Source organism: Streptomyces sp. NPDC053426 (assembly GCF_055585405.1).
The window spans coordinates 55,453-74,935 of sequence record NZ_JBVJKE010000016.1 but is presented as its reverse complement, the minus strand read 5'-3'; the positions used below and the strand labels follow the sequence as shown (position 1 = coordinate 74,935).

Annotated in this window: 16 protein-coding genes and 1 pseudogene; 9 read left to right on the top strand and 8 right to left on the bottom strand. The window is 71.9% G+C overall.

The window, feature by feature from the left end; translation table 11 throughout:
• Positions 1-196 precede the first annotated feature (196 nt).
• Complete coding sequence (locus ACZ62B_RS28925; RefSeq protein ID WP_468887052.1) at positions 197-961, bottom strand: SDR family oxidoreductase; 765 nt, start codon at positions 959-961, stop codon at positions 197-199.
• A 101-nt stretch (positions 962-1,062) separates the two neighbouring features.
• Here ACZ62B_RS28925 and ACZ62B_RS28920 point away from each other — a divergent pair, with 101 nt between their 5' ends.
• The 3 genes from ACZ62B_RS28920 (at position 1,063) to ACZ62B_RS28910 (ending at position 3,624) form a co-directional block, all read left to right on the top strand.
• Positions 1,063-1,911, top strand: a complete 849-nt coding sequence (locus ACZ62B_RS28920; protein ID WP_468722793.1) for a helix-turn-helix transcriptional regulator — start codon at positions 1,063-1,065, stop codon at positions 1,909-1,911.
• Between the two features lie 298 nt (positions 1,912-2,209).
• The gene (locus tag ACZ62B_RS28915; RefSeq protein WP_469692648.1) at positions 2,210-2,992 is read left to right on the top strand and encodes a DUF899 family protein; all 783 of its coding nucleotides are present in this window, start codon (positions 2,210-2,212) and stop codon (positions 2,990-2,992) included.
• A 23-nt stretch (positions 2,993-3,015) separates the two neighbouring features.
• Positions 3,016-3,624 carry a dihydrofolate reductase family protein gene (locus ACZ62B_RS28910; RefSeq protein ID WP_469692646.1) on the top strand — a complete coding sequence of 203 codons (609 nt, stop codon included), beginning with the start codon at positions 3,016-3,018 and terminating at the stop codon, positions 3,622-3,624.
• A gap of 52 nt (positions 3,625-3,676) precedes the next feature.
• On the opposite strand, the gene ACZ62B_RS28905 is transcribed toward ACZ62B_RS28910, so the two are convergent.
• Positions 3,677-5,203, bottom strand: coding sequence for a family 43 glycosylhydrolase (locus ACZ62B_RS28905; protein ID WP_468887050.1), 1,527 nt, complete (start codon positions 5,201-5,203; stop codon positions 3,677-3,679).
• Between the two features lie 285 nt (positions 5,204-5,488).
• Here ACZ62B_RS28905 and ACZ62B_RS28900 point away from each other — a divergent pair, with 285 nt between their 5' ends.
• The 3 genes from ACZ62B_RS28900 to ACZ62B_RS28890 all read left to right on the top strand — a co-directional run bounded on the left by ACZ62B_RS28900 (position 5,489) and on the right by ACZ62B_RS28890 (position 8,151).
• Positions 5,489-6,697, top strand: coding sequence for a DUF2235 domain-containing protein (locus ACZ62B_RS28900; protein WP_344566761.1), 1,209 nt, complete (start codon positions 5,489-5,491; stop codon positions 6,695-6,697).
• A 62-nt stretch (positions 6,698-6,759) separates the two neighbouring features.
• Positions 6,760-7,260 carry a GNAT family N-acetyltransferase gene (locus tag ACZ62B_RS28895; RefSeq protein WP_073933982.1) on the top strand — a complete coding sequence of 167 codons (501 nt, stop codon included), beginning with the start codon at positions 6,760-6,762 and terminating at the stop codon, positions 7,258-7,260.
• Positions 7,261-7,380: 120 nt separating this feature from the next.
• Positions 7,381-8,151, top strand: coding sequence for a GNAT family N-acetyltransferase (locus ACZ62B_RS28890; protein ID WP_469692736.1), 771 nt, complete (start codon positions 7,381-7,383; stop codon positions 8,149-8,151).
• A 293-nt stretch (positions 8,152-8,444) separates the two neighbouring features.
• Here ACZ62B_RS28890 and ACZ62B_RS28885 read toward each other — a convergent pair whose 3' ends face one another.
• Positions 8,445-10,202: a lectin gene (locus ACZ62B_RS28885; protein ID WP_382052249.1), complete on the bottom strand. Its 1,758-nt coding sequence runs from the start codon at positions 10,200-10,202 to the stop codon at positions 8,445-8,447.
• A gap of 17 nt (positions 10,203-10,219) precedes the next feature.
• A complete protein-coding gene (locus ACZ62B_RS28880; RefSeq protein WP_468722870.1) occupies positions 10,220-13,030 on the bottom strand; it encodes a lectin in 2,811 nt (936 codons plus the stop codon).
• Positions 13,031-13,722: 692 nt separating this feature from the next.
• Here ACZ62B_RS28880 and ACZ62B_RS28875 point away from each other — a divergent pair.
• Complete coding sequence (locus ACZ62B_RS28875) at positions 13,723-14,325, top strand: sugar O-acetyltransferase (protein WP_468722799.1); 603 nt, start codon at positions 13,723-13,725, stop codon at positions 14,323-14,325.
• A 69-nt stretch (positions 14,326-14,394) separates the two neighbouring features.
• Here the strand turns inward: ACZ62B_RS28875 and ACZ62B_RS28870 are convergent.
• Both ACZ62B_RS28870 and ACZ62B_RS28865 read right to left on the bottom strand, forming a co-directional pair.
• Positions 14,395-14,568: pseudogene (locus ACZ62B_RS28870) on the bottom strand (SAM-dependent methyltransferase); the annotation flags it as partial.
• A 26-nt stretch (positions 14,569-14,594) separates the two neighbouring features.
• Positions 14,595-16,298 (bottom strand): PP2C family protein-serine/threonine phosphatase, encoded by a 1,704-nt coding sequence (locus ACZ62B_RS28865; RefSeq protein ID WP_469692644.1) that lies wholly within the window; start codon positions 16,296-16,298, stop codon positions 14,595-14,597.
• Positions 16,299-16,601: 303 nt separating this feature from the next.
• On the opposite strand from ACZ62B_RS28865, the gene ACZ62B_RS28860 reads away from it, so the two are divergent.
• Positions 16,602-17,201, top strand: coding sequence for a DUF2087 domain-containing protein (locus ACZ62B_RS28860; protein WP_469692642.1), 600 nt, complete (start codon positions 16,602-16,604; stop codon positions 17,199-17,201).
• A gap of 476 nt (positions 17,202-17,677) precedes the next feature.
• On the opposite strand, the gene ACZ62B_RS28855 is transcribed toward ACZ62B_RS28860, so the two are convergent.
• Positions 17,678-18,025: a hypothetical protein gene (locus ACZ62B_RS28855; protein ID WP_469692640.1), complete on the bottom strand. Its 348-nt coding sequence runs from the start codon at positions 18,023-18,025 to the stop codon at positions 17,678-17,680.
• A 244-nt stretch (positions 18,026-18,269) separates the two neighbouring features.
• Between ACZ62B_RS28855 and ACZ62B_RS28850 the strand changes: the two genes are divergently transcribed.
• Positions 18,270-18,455 (top strand): hypothetical protein, encoded by a 186-nt coding sequence (locus tag ACZ62B_RS28850; RefSeq protein ID WP_344562368.1) that lies wholly within the window; start codon positions 18,270-18,272, stop codon positions 18,453-18,455.
• Between the two features lie 11 nt (positions 18,456-18,466).
• Here the strand turns inward: ACZ62B_RS28850 and ACZ62B_RS28845 are convergent, their stop codons facing one another.
• Positions 18,467-19,393: a ketopantoate reductase family protein gene (locus tag ACZ62B_RS28845; RefSeq protein WP_344562370.1), complete on the bottom strand. Its 927-nt coding sequence runs from the start codon at positions 19,391-19,393 to the stop codon at positions 18,467-18,469.
• Positions 19,394-19,483 lie beyond the last annotated feature (90 nt).

The window sequence follows — 19,483 nt, the reverse complement described above, 5'->3', positions numbered from 1 at the left end:
CACGCGCCCGGGCCTCCTGAACCGCCTCGTCACCGCTGCGCGGAGGCGGCCGGCGGCATCCACGTCACCTGGTCCCCGGCCTCGGACCGATCGCACCGCACGCCCGGTCCGACGGGTCAGGAACGCGGTGTGTCCCGGCAGCCCACGGCGCGGCGCCGACAGGCCGGGCGGGTGCGTGGTGGCGAGTGGTTCCGGCTCACTTTCCGTGCGGGTCGGTGCCGTTGAGTGTCTCGACGACCTGGTCGTAGTCGCCGCGGGCCTCGCCGTAGCGCAGGAACTTCACGCGCTCGACCTGGATCTCCTTCGCGTCGGGCCGGGTCTCGATCAGACCGATCACCTCCGCGACGAACTCGTCGAGCGGCATGGCGTGTTCGTTCTCCTCCTGTCCGGGCAGCAGCGCGGTGCGGACGGACGGCGGTTCGAGTTCCACGACCTTCACCGAGGTGCCGGCGAACTGCAGCCGGATGGACTCGCTGAGCATGTGGATCGCCGCCTTCGAGGCGTTGTAGCTCGGCGTGGCCTTGAGCGGCGTGAAGGCCAGGCCCGAGGAGACGGTCATGATCGTGGCGTCCGGCCGCGCCTGCAGGTGCTCGACGAACGCGGCGATCAGACGGATCGGACCGAGCACGTTCGTCGTCACCGTGGACTCCGCGGAGGCGAGGAACGACGCGGGATCGCGCCAGTCCTCGACGCGCATCACGCCGGCCATGGTGACGAGGACGTTGAGGTCCGGGTGACGGTCCAGCACCCGCTTCGCGGCGGAGGTGACGCTGTCGGCGTCCGCGGTGTCGATCTGCACGGTGTCGATGCCGGGGTGCTCGGCCGCGATCCGTTCCAGCAGCTCGGTGCGTCGGCCGCCGACGATGACGGTGTTCCCCCTGGCCTTCAGTTCGAGGGCGAGAGCGAGACCGATGCCGCTGGTGGAGCCGGGGATGAAGATGGTGTTTCCGGAGATGTTCATGCCCCGATCGTCGCCGGTCCGCCGCCGCGGGGGCAGAGACCGGTTGTCGGGGGACCGGCGATCCCTGGCTCGGGCACCGGTGCCGGACGATAATCGTCTCCATGGACCGTGCAGCTCTGGCCGACTTCCTGCGCCGCCGCCGCGAGGCACTGCAGCCGGAGGACCTCGGCCTTCCCTCAGGCGCACGCCGGCGGACCCGGGGTCTGCGGCGTGAGGAGGTCGCGTCGCTGGCCGTGATGTCGACCGACTACTACACCCGGCTGGAGCAGCGGCGCGGGCCGCAGCCCAGCGAGCACATGCTGGCCTCGCTCGCCCGGGCGCTGCGGCTGACGGGCGACGAGCGCACCTACCTGTACCGGATAGCCGGGCACAACGCACCGGTGTCGCTGTCGGCCTCGCCGCATGTCGCTCCCGCGCTGCTGCGGGTGCTGGACCGGCTCGACGACACCCCGGCGCTCGTTCTGACCGACCTCGGCGAGACGCTGGTGCAGAACAGGATGGCCGCCGCCCTGCTCGGGGACGCGTCGAAGCACACGGGTCTCGCCCGCAGCGCGATCTACCGCTGGTTCACCGATCCCGCGGAACGGTCGATCTATCCCGAGGCCGACCACGCCCGGCAGAGCCGCGCCCAGGTCGCGAACCTGCGGGCCGCCCACGGGCTGCGCGGCCCGCGCTCGCGGGCCGGTGAACTCGTGCGCGCCCTCCAGAAGGCGAACGAGGAGTTCGCCGAACTGTGGGCCCGCCATGAGGTGGCGCAGCGCTTCGAGGACCACAAGACGCTCATCCACCCCGAACTCGGCGCGATCGAGCTGGACTGCCAGGCGCTGTTCACCGAGGACCAGTCCCAGACACTGCTCGTGCTCACGGCTCCGCCGCGCACCGAGGGCCACGAGAAGCTGCAACTGCTCGCCGTGCTCGGCCTGGACCGCTTCACCGAAGCGGAGCGCTAGGGCCGGCGCCGGGGAACAGTGGCGCGCCACAGCCCGGGATGTGGACGCCCGCGCCGACGACCAGGTCGATCCGCGCCCGTGAGCGGCGCCCGGTGAGCGCGGTCACCGGCATCGGCAGGCCGGCCTGCGGTGCGTTGCCGCCGAGGACGCGCAGGTCCGGGAACGGTTCGCCTTCCGCGCGTCGGAATCGGTGCTCGCCGGTGCGATGAGTTCCGGCCCCGCCGCGGGTCTCCACTGGTGAGCGTCGTAGAGCGTCGTCGTACGGCGCCGCCCGGCACCAGGCACCACGGAGGACACCATGACGACCACACCGGAAGACCCGGCCACCGCGCCGTCCGGACGCCCGCCCGTGGTCGACCTGGCCACCTGGCAGGCCGCACGGGACGAGCTGCTGGTCCGCGAGAAGGCCCACACCCACGAGGGCGACGCCGTCGCCGCGGCCCGCCGCCGGCTGCCGATGGTGGAGTTCGACGGCACGGTCGAGGTCGTCGGCCCCGACGGCCCGGTCCCGTTCCTGGAGCTGTTCCAGGGACGCGACGAACTCGTGGTCTACAAGCACATGTGGTACGACGGCGCGCCGCACCAGGGGCAGTGCGAGGGCTGCACCACCACGGCCTGGCACCTGAAGGACGCCGTCTACCTCAACGCCCGCGGCGTCTCGTTCGCCGTCCTGACCACGGGCCCCTGGGACGAGGTGGCCTCCTACGTCGCGTTCATGGGCTACACCCAGCCCTGGTACTCGGTGCGCGGCGTCGACGCGCCGGTCGGCGGCGACATGGGGTACCTCACCTCCTTCCTCCGCGACGGCGACCGCGCGTTCCTCACCTACTCCACGACGGGCCGCGGCAACGAACGGGTCAACGGCTCCCTCGGCCTGCTCGACATGACGCCCTACGGCCGCGGCGAGGCGTGGGAGGACAACCCCGAGGGCCGGCCCGAGGGGGGCAGCCCGTGCTGGTCCTGGCGCTCGGACGCGGACGGGAACGCGACCTGGGGCCCGACCAGCCGCCCCGTACCGCAGTGGACCCGCCCCGGCGCGACCCCCGTGGAGACCCTCGGCCGCCACGGTCACCACCACTGACACGTACCAGGAGGACCACACGCATGAGCAGGGTGATCTGTGATCTCACGATCTCGGCCGACGGTTACTCGGCGGGGCTCGGCCAGACCGAGGAACGGCCGTTCGGTGACGACGGCGGCGACGGGTCGGGGGCCCGGCTGCACGCCTGGATGTTCGACACGCCCGATGAGAACAGGACCGAGATCGACCGGATGAGCGCGGCCGGCGCGTTCATCATGGGGCGCAACATGTTCGGCCCGGTGCGCGGCGCGTGGGACCGGAAGTGGAACGGCTGGTGGGGCGAGGATCCGCCGTTCCACGCGCCGGTGTTCGTGCTCACCCACCACGCGCGCGAGCCGCAGCCGATGGACGGCGGCACCACGTTCCACTTCGTCACCGACGGAATCGCGTCGGCACTGGCGCAGGCGCGCGCGGCGGCCGGTGACGGCGATGTCGCGGTCCAGGGCGGCGCGACCACCGTGAACCAGTACCTCGCCGCCGGCCTGATCGACGAGCTGCGGCTGCACATCGTGCCGCTCACCCTCGGCGCCGGCACTCGGCTGTTCGAAGGTGTCCCGCCGGTGGAACTGGAGCAGGTGACGTCGCGGTCGGCGAGTCTGGTCACGCACCTGACGTACCGCGTGCTGCCGTGAGCCGAGGGCCGGCCGTCGGTGAACCGGTTCACCGACGGCCGGCGGGGTGGTTTCAGTTCACGTAGACCTCGGCGCGGTCGACGCTCACGAAGGACGCTCCGGACTGGGAGTTGTGCTGTCCCGTCACCCGGACCCGGAGGGTGTGGCTGCCGTACGCGAGACGTGGGCTGGTGTACTGCACCGCCTCGCCGACGCGGATCGGGCCGTGGAAGTCCACCCGCTGTTCGGGGCCGCCGTCGACGCTGACGGCCGCGTAGCCGTTGCCGGTGTCCTGGACGGAGAGCAGGACGATACGGGTGCCGGTGAAGGAGAAGGTCGCCGTGGCGCCGGCCCGGTCGCTCCAGTGGTCGTCGCTCCAGAAGCACTGCGTGGCGCAGCCCGTGCCGGAGTTCCAGGCGCCGCTGTAGGTGACGCCGCCGGGGCCGCTGGACCGTCCGTCGTCGTTGATCCAGTAGTTGCCGGATCCGGGGTCCCCGGACGGCAGGTCCTGGGTGGCTCCCATCGCCAGCGGGCGGCCGAAGTCGGGGCTTCCGTCGGCTCGCCAGGTGAACTTCTGCGCCCGGGTCGTGCGGTTGCCGTACGTGTTCCGGGACGTGGTCTTGGCGTGGTGGACGATCCAGTCCTCACTGCCGTCGGGGGAGCGGAAGAAGGCGTGGTGGCCCGGCCCGAACACGCCCCGGTCGTCGGCCCGGGAGAACACCGCGCCCTGGTGCTGCCGCCAGTTCCCCGGTACGAGCGGGTCGGCGTTCAGCGGCATCGACATCATCCAGACCTGGTAGTCCGGCTTGCCCGTGTCGCACGCGGAGTAGGTCATCCACACCCGGCCGTTGCGGTACAGGAACTCCGGGCCCTCCCGCACCTCGGGGCATCCCCCGGCCGCGTCGATGGCGACGGCGTTGCCCGAAACGGTGTACGGGTCGGACATCGGGGCGATGTTGAGCCCGTTGTGCTGGTACTGGTTGATGCCGCTGTACGCGAGGTAGAGCCGGCCGCCGAGCTGGAGGATGCCCGCGTCGATGGCGAAGTCGTCGGCGTGGTTGGGCGGAGCGAGCTTCGCCTTGAAGTGGTACGGGCCGGCCGGGTCGTCGCGCTCCGACTCCAGGACGTACAGGCGGTGGTGTTCGTCGACGCCGTCGTCGGCCGTGTAGTAGAGGTACCAGCGGTCACCGAAGCGGTAGAACTCCGGGGCCCAGATGTTGCGGTTGCGGGACGGGTCGGAGTCCGTCCACACGGTGATCGGGTCGGCCGTCAGCAGGGTGCCCAGGGACGGTGAGCGCCACATCCTGATGCTGTTGCCCTGGGTGGTGGTGAGGTAGTAGTTCCCGTTCCAGTGCGTCATGAACGGGTCGGGGCCGGTGTTGAGCGGGTTGCGGAACGTCCCGGCTGCCGCGGCGGCGGCGCCTGGTCCGGGAGCCTTGGGTGAAGCCGCGGCGGCCGGGGCGGCGGCCGTCGGCAGCAGGCCCAGGACGAGCCCGAGGAGGGCGGCGACGAGCAGGGCGACGTGTCCGCGGGGACGTGGGAGATGCCTGGAAGGCACAGGGGGGTCCTTTCCGGGAGTGGATCTCGGCCGGAAGGCCATGGCAGGGGATGGCGGGGATGGGCCGCGCAGCGCTTTACATCGATGTAATGATGCGGCGCCATGCTAGGGACGGCCGTCCTGCCCGTCAATGGCCGCCGCATCGGATGGAGTTGGCGTCGGGCTCGGGCTGCGGGCATGACGGCCGGGGCGACCGCCGCTGCCGGGACGGCCCTCCCGGTGACGTCCTCGCATGTGCCGCATGTGCCGCATGGCGCGGGGTGCCAGGCGGTGAGGCCCTGGAAGTGGTGCTGTGCGCCGCTCCGCGCTCTCGCGAGGAGGATGGTCATGGCCAAGCGTCTGGTCGTCTGCTGTGACGGCACATGGAATTTCGCGGACCAGCCGAGCAAGACCAACGTCGCCAAGGTCGCCCTGTCCGTGCGCCCCGGGTCCGCCGCCGGGAAGGAACAGCGCGTCTACTACCACAGCGGTGTCGGCACCCACCGGCGGGAGCGGCTGCGTGGCGGCGCGTTCGGTGCGGGACTGTCCCGGAACGTCGTGGACGCCTACCGGTTCCTCGTCGAGACGTACGAGCCCGACGACGAGTTGTTCCTCTTCGGCTTCAGCCGGGGCGCGTTCACCGCCCGCAGCCTGGCGGGGCTGGTGCACAACAGCGGCATCCTGCGCCGGGACCACGCCGACCGGATCCCGGAGGCCTGGGCTCTGTACCGTGACCGCGTCGAGCAGCCGAACGGCGCGGCCGCCACGCTGTTCCGCCGCTCGTACGCGCGCGAGACGGAGATCAGGTTCGTCGGGGTGTGGGACACCGTCGGCGCCCTGGGCATCCCGGTCCCGGACGCCCCGTGGCTGCGGCCGGCGGCGGACCGGTTCAACCGCCGCTGGGCGTTCCACGACACCGAGCTGGGCGACCGGGTCGTGGCGGCCTTCCACGCGCTGGCCGTCGACGAACAGCGCTCGGCGTTCCGGCCGGCCCTGTGGCACCGGCGTCCCGGCTCCGCCGCGCGGGGCCAGGAGCTGAAGCAGGTGTGGTTCGCCGGGGTGCACAGCGACGTCGGCGGCGGCTACGAGGAGACGGGACTGTCCGACATCGCCCTGCTGTGGATGGTCGACCATGCCCGCAGGCACGGGCTGGAGTTCGACGCCGATGCGCTCAGCACGGAGGGGCCCCGGGTGATGAAGCCCGAGGAATGCGTCGACTTCCGTGTACGGCCGGACGGTTCGGGCACTCTCCACGCCTCACGGAGGGGCGTGTACCGGCTGGCCGGGCCGCTGCACCGGCCGCTCGGGAAGGCGGTGGACGACCACGGCGAGCCCGACGGCAACGAGTTCCTGGCGGTGCCCGCCAAGGAGCGCTACGACCGGGACACCGGCTACCGGCCGTCGGAACTGGAGGATTACCTGGGCAGGCAGGAGCGGGTCCGGCTGGAACCCGTCCTGCTGCCGGACCTCGCCTCGAATCTGCCGCCCCTGCCCCCCGCCACGTCCGGTCCGGGAACGGCGGCCGACGCGCGGGACGGACTCCACCGCGCCACGTGACACCGGTCGGCCGCGGCGATATCCCTTTGCGCGGCGCTTCCCGGCCTGGTTGGCTCACGCCCATGACCTGGCTTCCGCATGATTTCGTCCATCCCCTCCACGTCGGCATACCCGACGGCGGAGGCCACCGGCTGCGCCCGATCAGCGGTGCGGACGCGCCGCTGGACTACCCGACGGTGATGGGTTCGCGGGAGCGGCTGTGGTCGATCTTCGGCCCCGCGTGGGGCTGGCCGGCGACCACGATGTCGTACGAGGCGAACCTCGCCGACCTGGAGCGGCACGCCGCGGAGATCGAGGCGCACGAGTCGTTCAACTACACGATCGAGAACGCGGACCGCACCGCCCTGCGCGGCTGCGTCTACATCGACCCGCCCGAGAAGCAGGGGGCGGACGCCGAGATTTCCTGGTGGGTGGTGGACGACGAGGTGGGCGGCGCGCTGGAGCGGGCACTGGAGGCGTTCGTGCCGCGCTGGATCGCCGAGGACTGGCCCTTCGAACGGCCGCGCTTCATCGGCCGGGACCTGACCTGGGAGGAGTGGCTCCGGCTGCCGGATCATCCGTGAGCGGGTCCGTTCCGGCCGGTTCGGGCGTGCATCGCCGGTCCCGGTGGGCAGACATGTCCCGACCGGTGATCGAGCGAAGGGGACAAGGTGACGCGGAACTCGGCTGACGCGGTGGAATCGATGGAGCAGCTCGCCACGGTCTGGCGGGGCATGGTGCTCGACCGGGACCCGGGCGCGGACGTACGGGACCTGCCGGGCATCGCGGTGCGCTGGGCGGAGTGCCGGTTCGGTTTCTGGAACTGCGTCACGCTCACCGACGCCGGGGCGGACGCGGGCCTCATGGAGAAGCGGCTGGGTCAGGCGGCGGACATCATGCGGTCGAAGAGGCACGCGGGCTTTCTGTGGGTCTTCGAGGACCTCCTCGACGCCGGGGCGCGCCCGCGCCTGGCGGAAGCGGCCGAGCGGGCCGGTCTGGTGCACGCCTTCTCGGGCACCGGTATGGCCGGCGACCTGCTGCCGGTCCCCGAACCGGCGCACCCGGACCTGACGTTCACGCGGGTCGGCACGGACGAGCACCTGCGGGCCTACGCCGACCTCAACTCGCGCGCCTACGGCATGCCGCTGGAGGCCGGCCGCGACGGCCTCGTGGGCTCAAAGCTGTGGAGGACGGGGGTGCACGCCTACCTGGGCATGCGGGACGGCGTTCCGGTGACGTGCGCCGGGGCCGTGGAAGCGGACGGCCGCCTCTTCGTCGTACTCGTGGCCACGGATCCGCGATGGGAGCGCAGGGGGTACGGGGAGGCGGTGACCCGCAAGGCCCTGTACGAAGGCGCCCGGGCCACCGGGCTGACCCGCGCCACGCTGCACGCGACCGCCGCCGGGGCCCCCATGTATCCGCGGATCGGCTTCGAGCCGAACAGCCCGCTGCACTTCTTCACCCTGGGAAGCTGACGGACCGGATGCCACCACCGCGCCGTGCGCGCTCCGCACGGTGATGCGCGAACGCGGCCTCCCGCACCCGGCCCACGGTGAGCGGCGTGCCGGTGCGGACACGGGGGGCAGACCACTCGTCGTGCGAGGGCCGCCCCCCGGCGACATCAGCATGTTCACCTACCGTCCGGCCCGGTCGTCGCCGCGTCGGACACTTGCCGTCCGGGCGGTCGGCGCGGCCGCCGGCAGTACGCAGGCCGCCGCGCTGTACGCCCGTTCCGCCGTTCCGCGCGGGCCGAAGGCACCGAGCGGGATCAGGGCAGGGTCCACTTCTGGTTGGGTCCGGTGTGGCAGGTCCACAGGTGGACCGGCGTACCGTCGTTCCACGTACCGCCCGAGGCGTCCAGACACTTGCCCGACTGCGGATTGCGCACCGTGCCGTCGGACTGGGCCGCCCACTTCTGCGCACCCGTCCCGTTGCACGTCCACAACTGGATCCGCGTCCCGTCAGCACTCCCGCCACCGGACACGTCCAGACACTTGCCCAACGCCCTCAACGAACCGTCACCGGCCACCGACCACCGCTGCGCCGCCGACGCGTTGCACGTCCAGATCTGCACCTCCGTACCGTCCGCCGTACCCGCGTTGTCCACGTCCAGACACTTGCCATTGACCCCCTTCACCTCACCCGTGCGCGGGTCGGTCGGGGATCCGGTCTGTTTGATGCGGATGTTGCGGAAGGCCGCGTCGTCGCCGTCGCCGTGGTTCTGGAGACCGATGTGGCCCTGCTGCAGGCTGCGGGCCGGGTCGGTGTTGGTGAAGTCGTTGATCTTCCGGCCGTTGAGGAAGACCTCGAGCCGCTCTCCGGTGACGCGGATCTCGTACGTGTTCCACTCGCCCGGCGGATTCAGCGCGGCGTCGCGTGCGGCGACGTCGGCCGACCGGAATCCGTACACGGCGCCCGTGGTGCGGTCGGCCGCGTCGGTGGCGTCGATCTGGATCTCGTAGCCGTTGTCCACCGCCGACCACGGGTCGTCGGACGCCGGGAAGCCCACGAAGACACCGGAGTTGTCGTCACCGTTCAGCTTCCAGTCGAGCTTCAGCGAGTAGTCTCCGGTGAACTCCTCGGCGTCGTACCAGAGCAGGCCCAGTCCGCCGTGCGAGGTGAGGGTGCCGTCGGCCAGGGTGAAGCCGCCGGGGCCCGCCTGCTTCCAGCCGGCCGTGCCGGTGCCGTCGAACAGGGGTGTGTAGCCGGTCTCCGGGCGGCAGTCGGCCTGGGTGGTGCCGGCGGCCCAGCGGATGCCTCCGAGCAGGTGCCGGCGGAAGGCGGGGTCGGCGTAGGACTCCTCCGTGTGGCCGCCGCCGGTGTAGAAGGCGCGGCCGCCGGCGTACTCCTTGCACCAGGCGATCGGGTGGTCGCCCGCCATGGAGCCGCCGGAGTAGCTGGACTCGTCCAGCGATGCCAGGACGTGGGCGGTGGTGCGGGGGTTGGTGCGGTAGTTGTACCACTCGTCGGTGCGCTGCCAGGTGCCGGCGAGGTGCGCGGTGGCGTCGTGCGCCCGGTCCTCGACCCTGACGGTCGCGGGCTGGATGGCGGGGTGGGACTGGAAGAGGGCGCCGGCCAGTCCTTCGTAGAAGGGCCAGTCGTACTCGGTGTCGGCGGCGGCGTGGATGCCGACGTAGCCGCCGCCCGCGCCCAGGTACTGCTCGAAGGCGGTCTGCTGGGCGGGGCCCAGAACGTCGCCCGTGGTCGAGAGGAAGACCACGGTCCGGTACTGGGCGAGGTTGGCGGTGGTGAAGGCCCCGGGGTCCTCGGTGGCGGTGACGGTGAAGTTGTTCGCCGCTCCGAGGTCGCGCAGGGCCGTGACGCCCTCGTCGATCGAGGAGTGGCGGAAGCCCGCCGTCCGGGAGAAGACGAGGATCTCGTACGCCGGGTCGGCCGCCGCGGTGGCCGTGCGGTCCGCGGTGTCGAGGGCCGCAGGTGCGGTGCCGGGCAGGGCCGCGGCCTGGGGTGCCAGGCAGAGCACGGCGCCGGCACACAGGCCGATCGCTGTTCCGAACAGGGTGCGCATCGTGGGTCGCCTCCTTTCTACGGCAGGGTCCACTTCTGGTTGGGTCCGGTGTGGCAGGTCCACAGGTGGACCGGCGTACCGTCGTTCCACGTACCGCCCGAGGCGTCCAGACACTTGCCCGACTGCGGATTGCGCACCGTGCCGTCGGACTGGGCCGCCCACTTCTGCGCACCCGTCCCGTTGCACGTCCACAACTGGATCCGCGTCCCGTCAGCACTCCCGCCACCGGACACGTCCAGACACTTGCCCAACGCCCTCAACGAACCGTCACCGGCCACCGACCACCGCTGCGCCGCCGACGCGTTGCACGTCCAGATCTGCACCTCCGTACCGTCCGCCGTACCCGCGTTGTCCACGTCCAGACACTTGCCATTGACCCCCTTCACCTCACCCGTGCGGGTGCCGCCGGTGGAGGTGGTGAAGGAGAACTCGTCCACGTCGAACAGGGCGCCGCTGCCGCCCTTGAAGACGAGGTACAGGGTGGTGGGGCCGGCCGGCTGACCGGTCAGGGACGCCGTGACGTCCTGGAAGGTCTCCCAGCCGCCGGTGACCGGCACGGTGGCCGTGCCGAGCAGCACGCCGGTCGGGGAGCCCGCGCGGACCTCGAGGGTGCCGCCGCTGCCCGCCGAGGAGACGCGGGCGGTGAAACCGGTGGTGTTGTCGAGGCTGTAGGGCGTGAAGGAGATCCAGTCGCCGTCGTGGATGTCGCCGACCGTCTTGCCGCCGTGCGCGGGTGTGTGGTTGACGACCTGGACGCCGGCGGAGTCGCCGTAGTGCTCGGCCTGCCGGTGGCTGGGCTGGGTGATGTGCTGGTCGTGGGCGGTGAGCGCGGGCTGGCCGTTCGCGCCGTTGTCGGTGTACTCGGCGTCGATGACGCCGAAGATGTCGGCGTTGGGGTCGTGTTCGCCGTCGGCCAGGGTCCGCAGGGTGCCGGTGCAGCCGGTGGCCGAGGTCTGCGGGTGGCCGTGGCTGTCGTGACCGATGATGAAGGTGACCTTCACCTTGGCGCAGTCGATCGTGCCGTCCTCCGGGTCGGTGACCGTGACCTTGAAGGGGATGGCGGCGCCGAAGTCGTAGATCCGTCCGTCGGCGGGTGTGTCGAGCCGTACGGTCGGGGCGGTGTTGCCGACGGTGATCTGGACGGACGCCGTGGCGGACTCGCCGGTGGGGTCGGTGACCTTCAGCGTCGCGGTGTACCGGCCGTTGGCGGTGTAGGTGTGGGACGGGTCGGCCGCGGTGGAGGTGGCTCCGTCGCCGAAGGTCCAGGCGTGGGTGAGCGCTCCCCCGTCCGGGTCGGAGCTGCCGGTCGAGGAGAAGCCGACGGTGAGGGGGGCCGTGCCGGAGGTGGTGTCCGCCTCGGCCTGGGCCACCGGGGCGCGCCCGCCGGTCACGTGCTCGATGCGGTACAGGGCGGAGTTGGCGTCGCCGTTGAAGTAGCCGGTGCCGTAGTCGAGGACGTAGAGGGCGCCGTCCGGTCCGAAGGCCATGTCCATCACCTGGGTGCCGCTCCAGGGGAAGGCGTTGACGGCCTGCACGGTTCCGTCGCCGCCGGCCTCGATCCGCTTGATCCAGCGGCGGCCGAACTCACCGGCGAAGAAGTCGCCGTCGTACTCGGCGGGGAACTTCACCTCGGAGGTGGAGTTCGCGTCGTAGCGGTAGACGGGGCCGCCCATGGGCGACTCGGATCCGTTGCCGAACTCGGGGACGGAACCGCCGTCGTAGGGGATCCAGGCGGGCTGTGCGGGCGGCAGGTCGGTCAGGCCGGTGTTGTGCGGCGAAGTGTTCTTCGGCGCCGCGCAGTCGAAGGCCGTGCCCGAGGCGCCGGTGGCGAAGTCGTGGTCGACATAGGCGTCGTTGTCGCCGGTGCAGTAGGGCCAGCCGAAGTTGCCCGCCCTGGTGATCCGGTTGAACTCGACCTGTCCGCCGGGGCCCCGGGAGGCGTCGGCGGTGCCCGCGTCCGGGCCGTAGTCACCGACGTAGACGGTGCCCGTGGCCTTGTCGACGCTCATCCGGAAGGGGTTGCGGAAGCCCATCGCGTAGATCTCGGGACGGGTCCTGGCGGTGCCGGGCGCGAAGAGGTTGCCCGCCGGGATGCCGTAGGTGCCGTCGGGGTTCACCTTGATCCGCAGGATCTTGCCGCGCAGGTCGTTGGTGTTGCCCGAGGAACGCTGCGCGTCGTAGGCGGGGTTGCGGGAGGCCCGCTCGTCGATGGGGGTGTAGCCGTCCGAGGCGAAGGGGTTGGTGTCGTCGCCCGTCGACAGGTACAGGTTGCCCGCCGCGTCGAAGTCGATGTCGCCGCCGACGTGGCAGCACAGGCCGCGGGAGGCGGGCACGTCGAGGATCTTCTTCTCGCTCCCCACGTCGAGGGTGCCGTCGGTCCGCAGGACGAACCGGGACAGCCGGTTGACGCCGTCGAACGGGGTGAAGTCGGATGCCGTTCCGTCGGCGGGGGCGTCGCCTGCCGGAGTGTTCGACTCGGGGGCGTAGTACAGGTAGACGAAGCGGTTGGTGGAGAAACCGGGGTCGGCCGCGACGCCCTGCAGGCCCTCCTCGTCGTGGCTGTAGACGTCCAGTCTGCCCGCCACGGTGGTGGTGCCGGCCGCGTCGGTCCGTCGCAGGGTGCCGTCGCGCGAGGTGTGCAGCACCGAGCGGTCCGGCAGGACGGCCAGGGTCATGGGCTCACCCGTTTCGGCCACGCCCTTGGCGAGGGTGACCTGCTGGAAGTCCTCGGCCGCCGCGGCTTCGCCGCCGGGTCCGGCCGGGGCGGCGGCGGCCGGGCCCACGGGCAGCGCCAGGCCCATGGCACACGCCACGGCCGTCAGCAGCATGCGGACACGTCTGTGTCCGAGCGGTTTCGTGCGCACGGAAGTCTCCAGGAATATGGGGGGGGTGGCGGCAGGCCACGGTGGCCTGCCGTGAAGGAGTACGGGCGCGCGCCGTCGCGCCGTCGAACACCGGACCGTCACCCCGGACGGGGTTATGACCGGTCCATTTCAAGGAAGTTAGCGGGCTTCACGTGAACGCGTAACCCCTTTCGCGCACAGTCCCGCATCTTCTTCCTCGCATGAGACAAAGTGCCGGTGCGGGCGATGCCGGCGGCGCCGCGGACGCTGAACCGGTGGGGAAGTGGCTCTTGGAACACGGGAGTTCGGTGCGTCCGGAGGCCCAGTCACCGCCGGGCGGGACGTGCCGCTCGTCCTTGCCCCGCCTCGCGCCCGCCGTTCGGGTCCCACAGCGGCCCGGCGGTCGCGTCGGAGGGCCGGCGTCCTTCCCGGCGTGGTGGTCGGCGCCCTCGTCCGCCCTGCCGTTCCAAGTGCCGTCGGCACCGCGCCGGTTGCCGGATCGCGGCTTGAACCGGTCACCGTCCCGGTCGCCATCGCGACATACAGGTCGTCATGCGGGCGTCATGAGCGGAACGGGGACGCCGCGGTCCGGGCGAAGGCATAGGCTCGGTGCGCGCGGCCGGCCGAGGGCGCGTCGGGCCCGGGCCCGGGGGTCGGACGAACGGAGCCGTTCCGCTGTGACGCACGCGCACGAGGAAGAGGTCCTGGCCCGGATCGCCAAGGGGCTCGTCTACACCGAGTCGGAAGCGGCCTTCCAGGCTCCCCGGCGCCGCACCGAGCAGATCTTCGAGTACAACCACACCCCGCCGGGTGAGACGGAGAAGCGCCGGTCGCTGCTCGTCGCGATCCTCGGGTCGGTCGGTGAACGCACGGTGCTGCTGCCGCCGTTCCATGCCGGGTTCGGCAGCAACGTCCACATCGGCGACGACTTCTTCGGGAACGTGAACCTCACCTTCGTCGACGATGTCGACATCCGCATAGGCGACGGTGTGATGATCGCTCCGAGCGTGACCCTCACCACGACGGGACACCCGGTGCACCCCTCACGGCGTACTGACTTCGGGCGGTTCTCGGAGCCGATCGTGATCGAGGACAAGGTGTGGATCGGCAGCAACGCCGTTGTCCTGCCCGGCGTCCGCATCGGATACGGGTCGGTCATCGGCGCCGGCAGTGTCGTCAGCCGCAGCATCCCCCCGATGACCGTCGCGCTCGGCACCCCTTGCCGCGTGGTCCGCGCCATCACCGACGAGGACCTGGCCACACGCACCGCCGAAGGGTAGGCGGCGTCGTCCTGCCGTGAGCCGGTGCCTCGAGCTTCACAGCCGCTCCGGTCGGAGGCGGTCGGCGGCGGGCCCCCTCGGGTCGGCCTCCAGCACGTCGGGGCCCGGCACGGGCCGCTCGGTGAGGAAACGGACGTCGCGGTCCACGGCGAGCACGCTCGTCACCCCGGCCTCGTCCAGCAGCCGGCGGGTCGTCGGACTGTTCCATGGCCGGACCTCGTTCACGCGGTGGACGGTGCCGATCGGCCCTCCGGAGATCCCTCACGGGCTCAGTCCTCGGGAACGCGCAGGGCCAGGAGGGCCACGTCGTCGTCGTTGTCGGCGGGGCGGACACGGTGGAGCAGCTGGTCGGTGAACGGGGTGAGGGGGCGGTGGGCGAGGGCGGCGGCGTGCCGGCGCAGCCGGTTCAGCCCCGTGTCGAGGCTCTGGCCGGGCGCTTCGACGAGGCCGTCCGTGTACAGCACCAGGGTGGACCCCGGCGGGAGCAGCGCTGTGGCGTCGGGGCGCCGCAGGCCCGTCTGGGTGCCCAGGAGGATGCCGTGGCCGTCGGTGAGGTAGCTCGCCAGGCCGTCCCTGCCGATCAGCAGCGGCGGAGGGTGGCCCGCGTTGGTCCAGGACAGCCGCCAGTGACCGTCGTGGGCCGTTTCGATCCGGCCGAAGATCATGGTGGCCATGGTGACGTCGGTGATGTGCTGGATCGCCTCGTCGAGCCGTTCGACGATGCGGCTGGGGGGTTCGTGCTGGGACCAGGCGTAGGCGCGGAGCATGTTGCGGACCTGTGCCATGCCGGCCGCCGCCTCCAGGTCGTGGCCGACGACGTCGCCGATGGCCAGGGCGGTGGACGCGTCGGCCAGGGGGAAGGCGTCGTACCAGTCGCCGCCGACGTGTGACGCGTCGGGTGCGGGCAGGTAGCGGACGGTCATCTCCAGGCCCTGGACGCCCGGCATCTGGGGCAGCAGGTGGTTCTGCATGGTCTCGGCCACCTTGCGCTGACGCTGGTAGAGGCGGGCGTTGTCCAGGGCGAGGCCGGCCCGGCGGGCGATGTCCTCGATCAGCGGAAGGTCCACGGGGGCGAAGGGGGCCGGAGTCTCGGTACGGCCCAGGGTCAGCGCGCCCAGGACGGCGCGCGGGCCGCGGATGGGCGCGATGACCGCGGAGTGCATCCCCGTGGCGTGGAACAGACGGCCCTGCTCGACCGCGATGCCGGAATCCGGCGTCCCCTGGTAGGTCTGCGGACCGGCCAGGGTGGAGGCGACGCCGCGCAGGGCTCTGGACAGGGGCATCCGGGATTCCTCGGGGATCGGCGGCATCGGTCCCTGCAGGTCCTCGTGCCGCACCAGCGTGTCGCCCTCGGCGTGGATCACGACGGTACGCCACACCTCGTCACGTTCGGTGATCAGGTCGACGATCGCCCAGTCCGCCAGCCGGGGCACGACCAGGGCCATCAGCCGCCGCAGCGCCTCGTCGACGTCGAGGGTGGAGGTGAGCTGCGCGGTGGTCTCGGCCAGCAGCGCCAGCCGCTGCAGTTCCGACAGCGACCGGGCCGTCGGCTCCGGTCGCGGGCCGGTGACCCGTGGGTGCTCGGGGGTGTGGAAGACGACGAGTGTGGCGGCTCGGCGGTCGCCGATGCCGTACGGGGTGATCAGCCAGGAGATCGGCAGCACCGAACCGTCGGCGCGTGCGAAGTGGTCCTCGTCGCCCTGGGCCGGGCGTCCGGCGTGGAACGCCTGTCGCATCGCGCATTGGGTCCTCGGCAGCTGCTGCCCCTCCGGGCCCCGGTGCAGCAGGTCGTGCGCGTCATGACCGAGGAGCTCCGCGGCGGGCCGGCCCAGCAGTTCCTCGGCGCGGGTGTTGACGGCGATGATGCAGCCCTGCTCGTCGACGAGGTAGGCGCCGGTGCCGATGGCTTCCAGCGCGGCGGAAGCGGTCGGCACGGACAGCCCGTGGACCTCCCCGCGCTCCGTCCCTGTCATCGTGACCTCCTTGCCGGCCGGGCCGACGCCCCGCCCGCCGCCCGTGTGCCCAGCCGCATGTTCCTTCTCCCGCTTTCCCGCCTTCCCCGTATGCCCATACGTGTGAAGATCCCACGTCGTCCGACGTCTTCGATGAGGTCCGCCCCGATGGAGCCGGGCAGGGGCACCGCGCTTGACACGCTCGACGTACCTGGCGTCCGGGAAGCCCGCACGGAAAAATGACGGGCGTCCGCTGCGCCCCGGGGGGTAGCGTCCCGACGACATGGTTCGGGGGGACCACTCCCGGAAGGACGGAGACGGAGCATGACGGGCGAGGACGTGGCCGGGCTGTTCGCCGACGAGACCCGGGTGCGGGTCTTCGCCGCCGTGGCGCTGGGCGCGACGAGCGCCACCGAGGTCGTCGAGCGGACCGGGCTGCCGGCCAAGAAGGCCCTCCTCGCGCTGCGGCGGCTCGAGGAACGGGAGGCCGTCGCGGCGAACGCCGACGGCTTCGCGGTGTCCTACGACTCGTTCCGCCGCCTGGCGCGCGAGGCGGCCGGGCCGCGGCCCGCGCAGGACCACGGCACCGGGGACGAGCGGCTCGAGACGGTGCTCCGCACGTTCGTACGGGACGGACGGCTGGTGAAGCTGCCGGCGCAGTGGAACCGGAAGAAGCTCGTACTGCGCCACATCGCGGAACGCACCTTCGAGCCGGGCCGGGAGTACGCGGAGAAGGAGATCGACGAAAGGCTCCGCGCCTGGTGCGAAGGGGGCCGGATCGACCATGTGACCCTGCGCCGGTACCTCGTCGACCTGCACCATCTGCACCGGAGCGACGGCGTCTACCGCCGTCCGGCCGAGGGGGCGGACACACAGCCGGTCACGGAGCGGACGGTGACGGCCGGCAGCGGGGAGGACGGGTAGATCCCGAAGGAAGCCGGAGAGGCCTCCGTGTCACTCGCACGGGCGGAGCGACCGGGCGGGAAGCACGGTGTCCGGACGACGCGACAGGCGCCCCGCCAGGTCACATAGGACAGTAAGACCATGAACCGTCACCGACGCCCGCCCCGGCGTGCCCCGTGGATCGCAGGGGGCGCCGCCGTGCTCGTCCTCGGCGGCATCGGCGTATGGGTGTTGGTGGCGCAGGACGGCGGCACGCCCAGCCCCACGCCTTCGGCCTCGAAGGACCTGTCCCTTCCGACGCTGAACCCATTGCCGTCCTGGACGTTCACGACAGAGCCGTCGAGCACGGCGCGGGGGACGCCGACGTCCACGCTGTCCCCCGGGCCGACGGCGTCCCGGCCCCGTCAGCCGACCCCGCCGGCCCCGCCGAGCCGTCGGCCGACGACCCGGCCGACGCCGCCGGCACCGCGGACGACGACCGAGCCGGTGCCGCCGGGTCAGAGGCCCACGACCCGGCCGGCGCCGCCCAGCGGCCGGCCGGTGCCCGACCGGACCGCGACCGGCGCGTCGGCCCTGCGCACTCCGCAGGTGGGGCCGACCGCACCACCGCCGCCGACGCGGACCACAACGCCCCGCCCCGCACCGGGCTCCCCGACACCCGCGCCCTCACCACGGTCCGCGACACCCGCGCCCCCGCAGCGGCCCGCGACACCCGGACCTCCGCCGAAGCACGCCACACCCAAGCCTCCGGCGAAGCCCGTCACGCCCGAGCCCTCGTCGAAGCACGCCACGCCCGGACCTCCGCCGAAGCACGCCACGCCCAGCTCTACGCTGAAACCCGCCACGCCCAAGCCTCCGGCGAAGTCCGCGACACCCGGACCCCCGCCGAAGCACGCCACGCCCAGATCCACGCTGAAACCCGCCACGCCCGAGCCTCCGGCGAAGTCCGCAACGCCGAAGCACCCGGCATCACCCGCCCGCCCGGTGCCGACACGGACACCGACGACGCGGCCGGCGCCCTCGAAGCACGTAGCGACGCCGTCCGTCATGTCATCCGGGCCGGTGCCCACGGCCGGTGGCGGCAAACGGGTGACCACCACGTGGTACACCTCCCCGGACGCGACGGCCGCCGCCCACCGCATGGCGGACGCCGACGCGGTCGGTGACCCCGCCTGCTCGATGGCGGCCGTGGGCCAGCCGGACCCCGGCCTGGTTCCGCGGAACAGCCGCATCGGCATCGGGCACCACGGCACGTACTGGTGCCTGGTCTGGTGAGGCGGCAGCCGTCATCCCGCCGCCGCTCCGAGCACGTACGGGGACAGGATGTCGGCCACCGTCCGGTTGCGCGGTGCGGGAACGTCGAGCCGGGCCGCGAGGTCGGCCACTCCCCCGCTGAGCCAGGGCAGTTCGAGACGGTTGCCGTTCTCCAGGTCGTTGTGCATGGAGGACGTCATGTCCGCGGGCAGCGTGTCGCAGAAGGCCAGCTGGCGCTCGGCGAACGTGTCGTCCAACGCGACACCCGACGCCCGCGCGAGCGCCACGGTCTCCTCCATGATCTCCCGCAGCAGTGCCCGGGAGCGCTCGTGGGAACGGACGACACCGATGGGCCGGCGGATGGTGGCCGTGGTGGCCGACAGCCCGACGAGGAAGACGAACTTCTCCCAGATCACCCTGTCGATCTCCGCACTGGTCTCCGCGTCGATGCCCGCCTCACGACAGGCGGTCAGGAACCGCTGTACGACGGGCACCTGACTCGGCCGGCGGGCGCCGAAGACCATTCTCTGCAGGGCGCTGTTGTGCCTGACGACGCCGGGTTCCTCGATGAAGGCCGAGATGAAGCACGTTCCGCCCAGAACGGAGTCCGCGGGCAGGTGACGGCGGAGGATGTCGTCCTTGTGCACCCCGTTCTGCAGCGAGAGCACGGGGGCGTCCCCCGCCTTCGAGGAAGCCAGTTGTACGGCGATGTCCTCGGTGTCCCAGAGTTTCACGGCGACGACCACCAGGTCCGTGGGGCCGAGTCGGGCAACGCTGTCGACGGCCGAGCCGGGCTGGGTGCGCACGTCCCCCAGCGGGCTGCGGACCAGCAGCCCCGAGCGGCGTACGGCCTCCAGATGACGGCCCCGGGCCACGAACGTGACCTCGTGGCCCGCCGCGGCCAGCCGCGCTCCGAAACAGCCACCGACTCCACCGGCTCCGACAACCGCGATACGCATGTGTGACCGCCTCCTTGACCAACTGTTCCGAGGAGTATGACGAACCACCTCGCCCCGGCCCCGGGCCGGGCACCGCGTAGGCTGCCCTCG

Excerpts from the sequence above, each read along its gene's own strand:
- ACZ62B_RS28925 (WP_468887052.1), bottom strand. The coding sequence starts at position 961 with ATGAACATCTCCGGAAACACCATCTTCATCCCCGGCTCCACCAGCGGC.
- ACZ62B_RS28920 (WP_468722793.1), top strand. The coding sequence starts at position 1,063 with ATGGACCGTGCAGCTCTGGCCGACTTCCTGCGCCGCCGCCGCGAGGCA.
- ACZ62B_RS28915 (WP_469692648.1), top strand. The coding sequence starts at position 2,210 with ATGACGACCACACCGGAAGACCCGGCCACCGCGCCGTCCGGACGCCCG.
- ACZ62B_RS28910 (WP_469692646.1), top strand. The coding sequence starts at position 3,016 with ATGAGCAGGGTGATCTGTGATCTCACGATCTCGGCCGACGGTTACTCG.
- ACZ62B_RS28905 (WP_468887050.1), bottom strand. The coding sequence starts at position 5,203 with ATGGCCTTCCGGCCGAGATCCACTCCCGGAAAGGACCCCCCTGTGCCT.
- ACZ62B_RS28900 (WP_344566761.1), top strand. The coding sequence starts at position 5,489 with ATGGCCAAGCGTCTGGTCGTCTGCTGTGACGGCACATGGAATTTCGCG.
- ACZ62B_RS28895 (WP_073933982.1), top strand. The coding sequence starts at position 6,760 with ATGACCTGGCTTCCGCATGATTTCGTCCATCCCCTCCACGTCGGCATA.
- ACZ62B_RS28890 (WP_469692736.1), top strand. The coding sequence starts at position 7,381 with ATGGAGCAGCTCGCCACGGTCTGGCGGGGCATGGTGCTCGACCGGGAC.
- ACZ62B_RS28885 (WP_382052249.1), bottom strand. The coding sequence starts at position 10,202 with ATGCGCACCCTGTTCGGAACAGCGATCGGCCTGTGTGCCGGCGCCGTG.
- ACZ62B_RS28880 (WP_468722870.1), bottom strand. The coding sequence starts at position 13,030 with ATGCTGCTGACGGCCGTGGCGTGTGCCATGGGCCTGGCGCTGCCCGTG.
- ACZ62B_RS28865 (WP_469692644.1), bottom strand. The coding sequence starts at position 16,298 with ATGACAGGGACGGAGCGCGGGGAGGTCCACGGGCTGTCCGTGCCGACC.
- ACZ62B_RS28860 (WP_469692642.1), top strand. The coding sequence starts at position 16,602 with ATGACGGGCGAGGACGTGGCCGGGCTGTTCGCCGACGAGACCCGGGTG.
- ACZ62B_RS28845 (WP_344562370.1), bottom strand. The coding sequence starts at position 19,393 with ATGCGTATCGCGGTTGTCGGAGCCGGTGGAGTCGGTGGCTGTTTCGGA.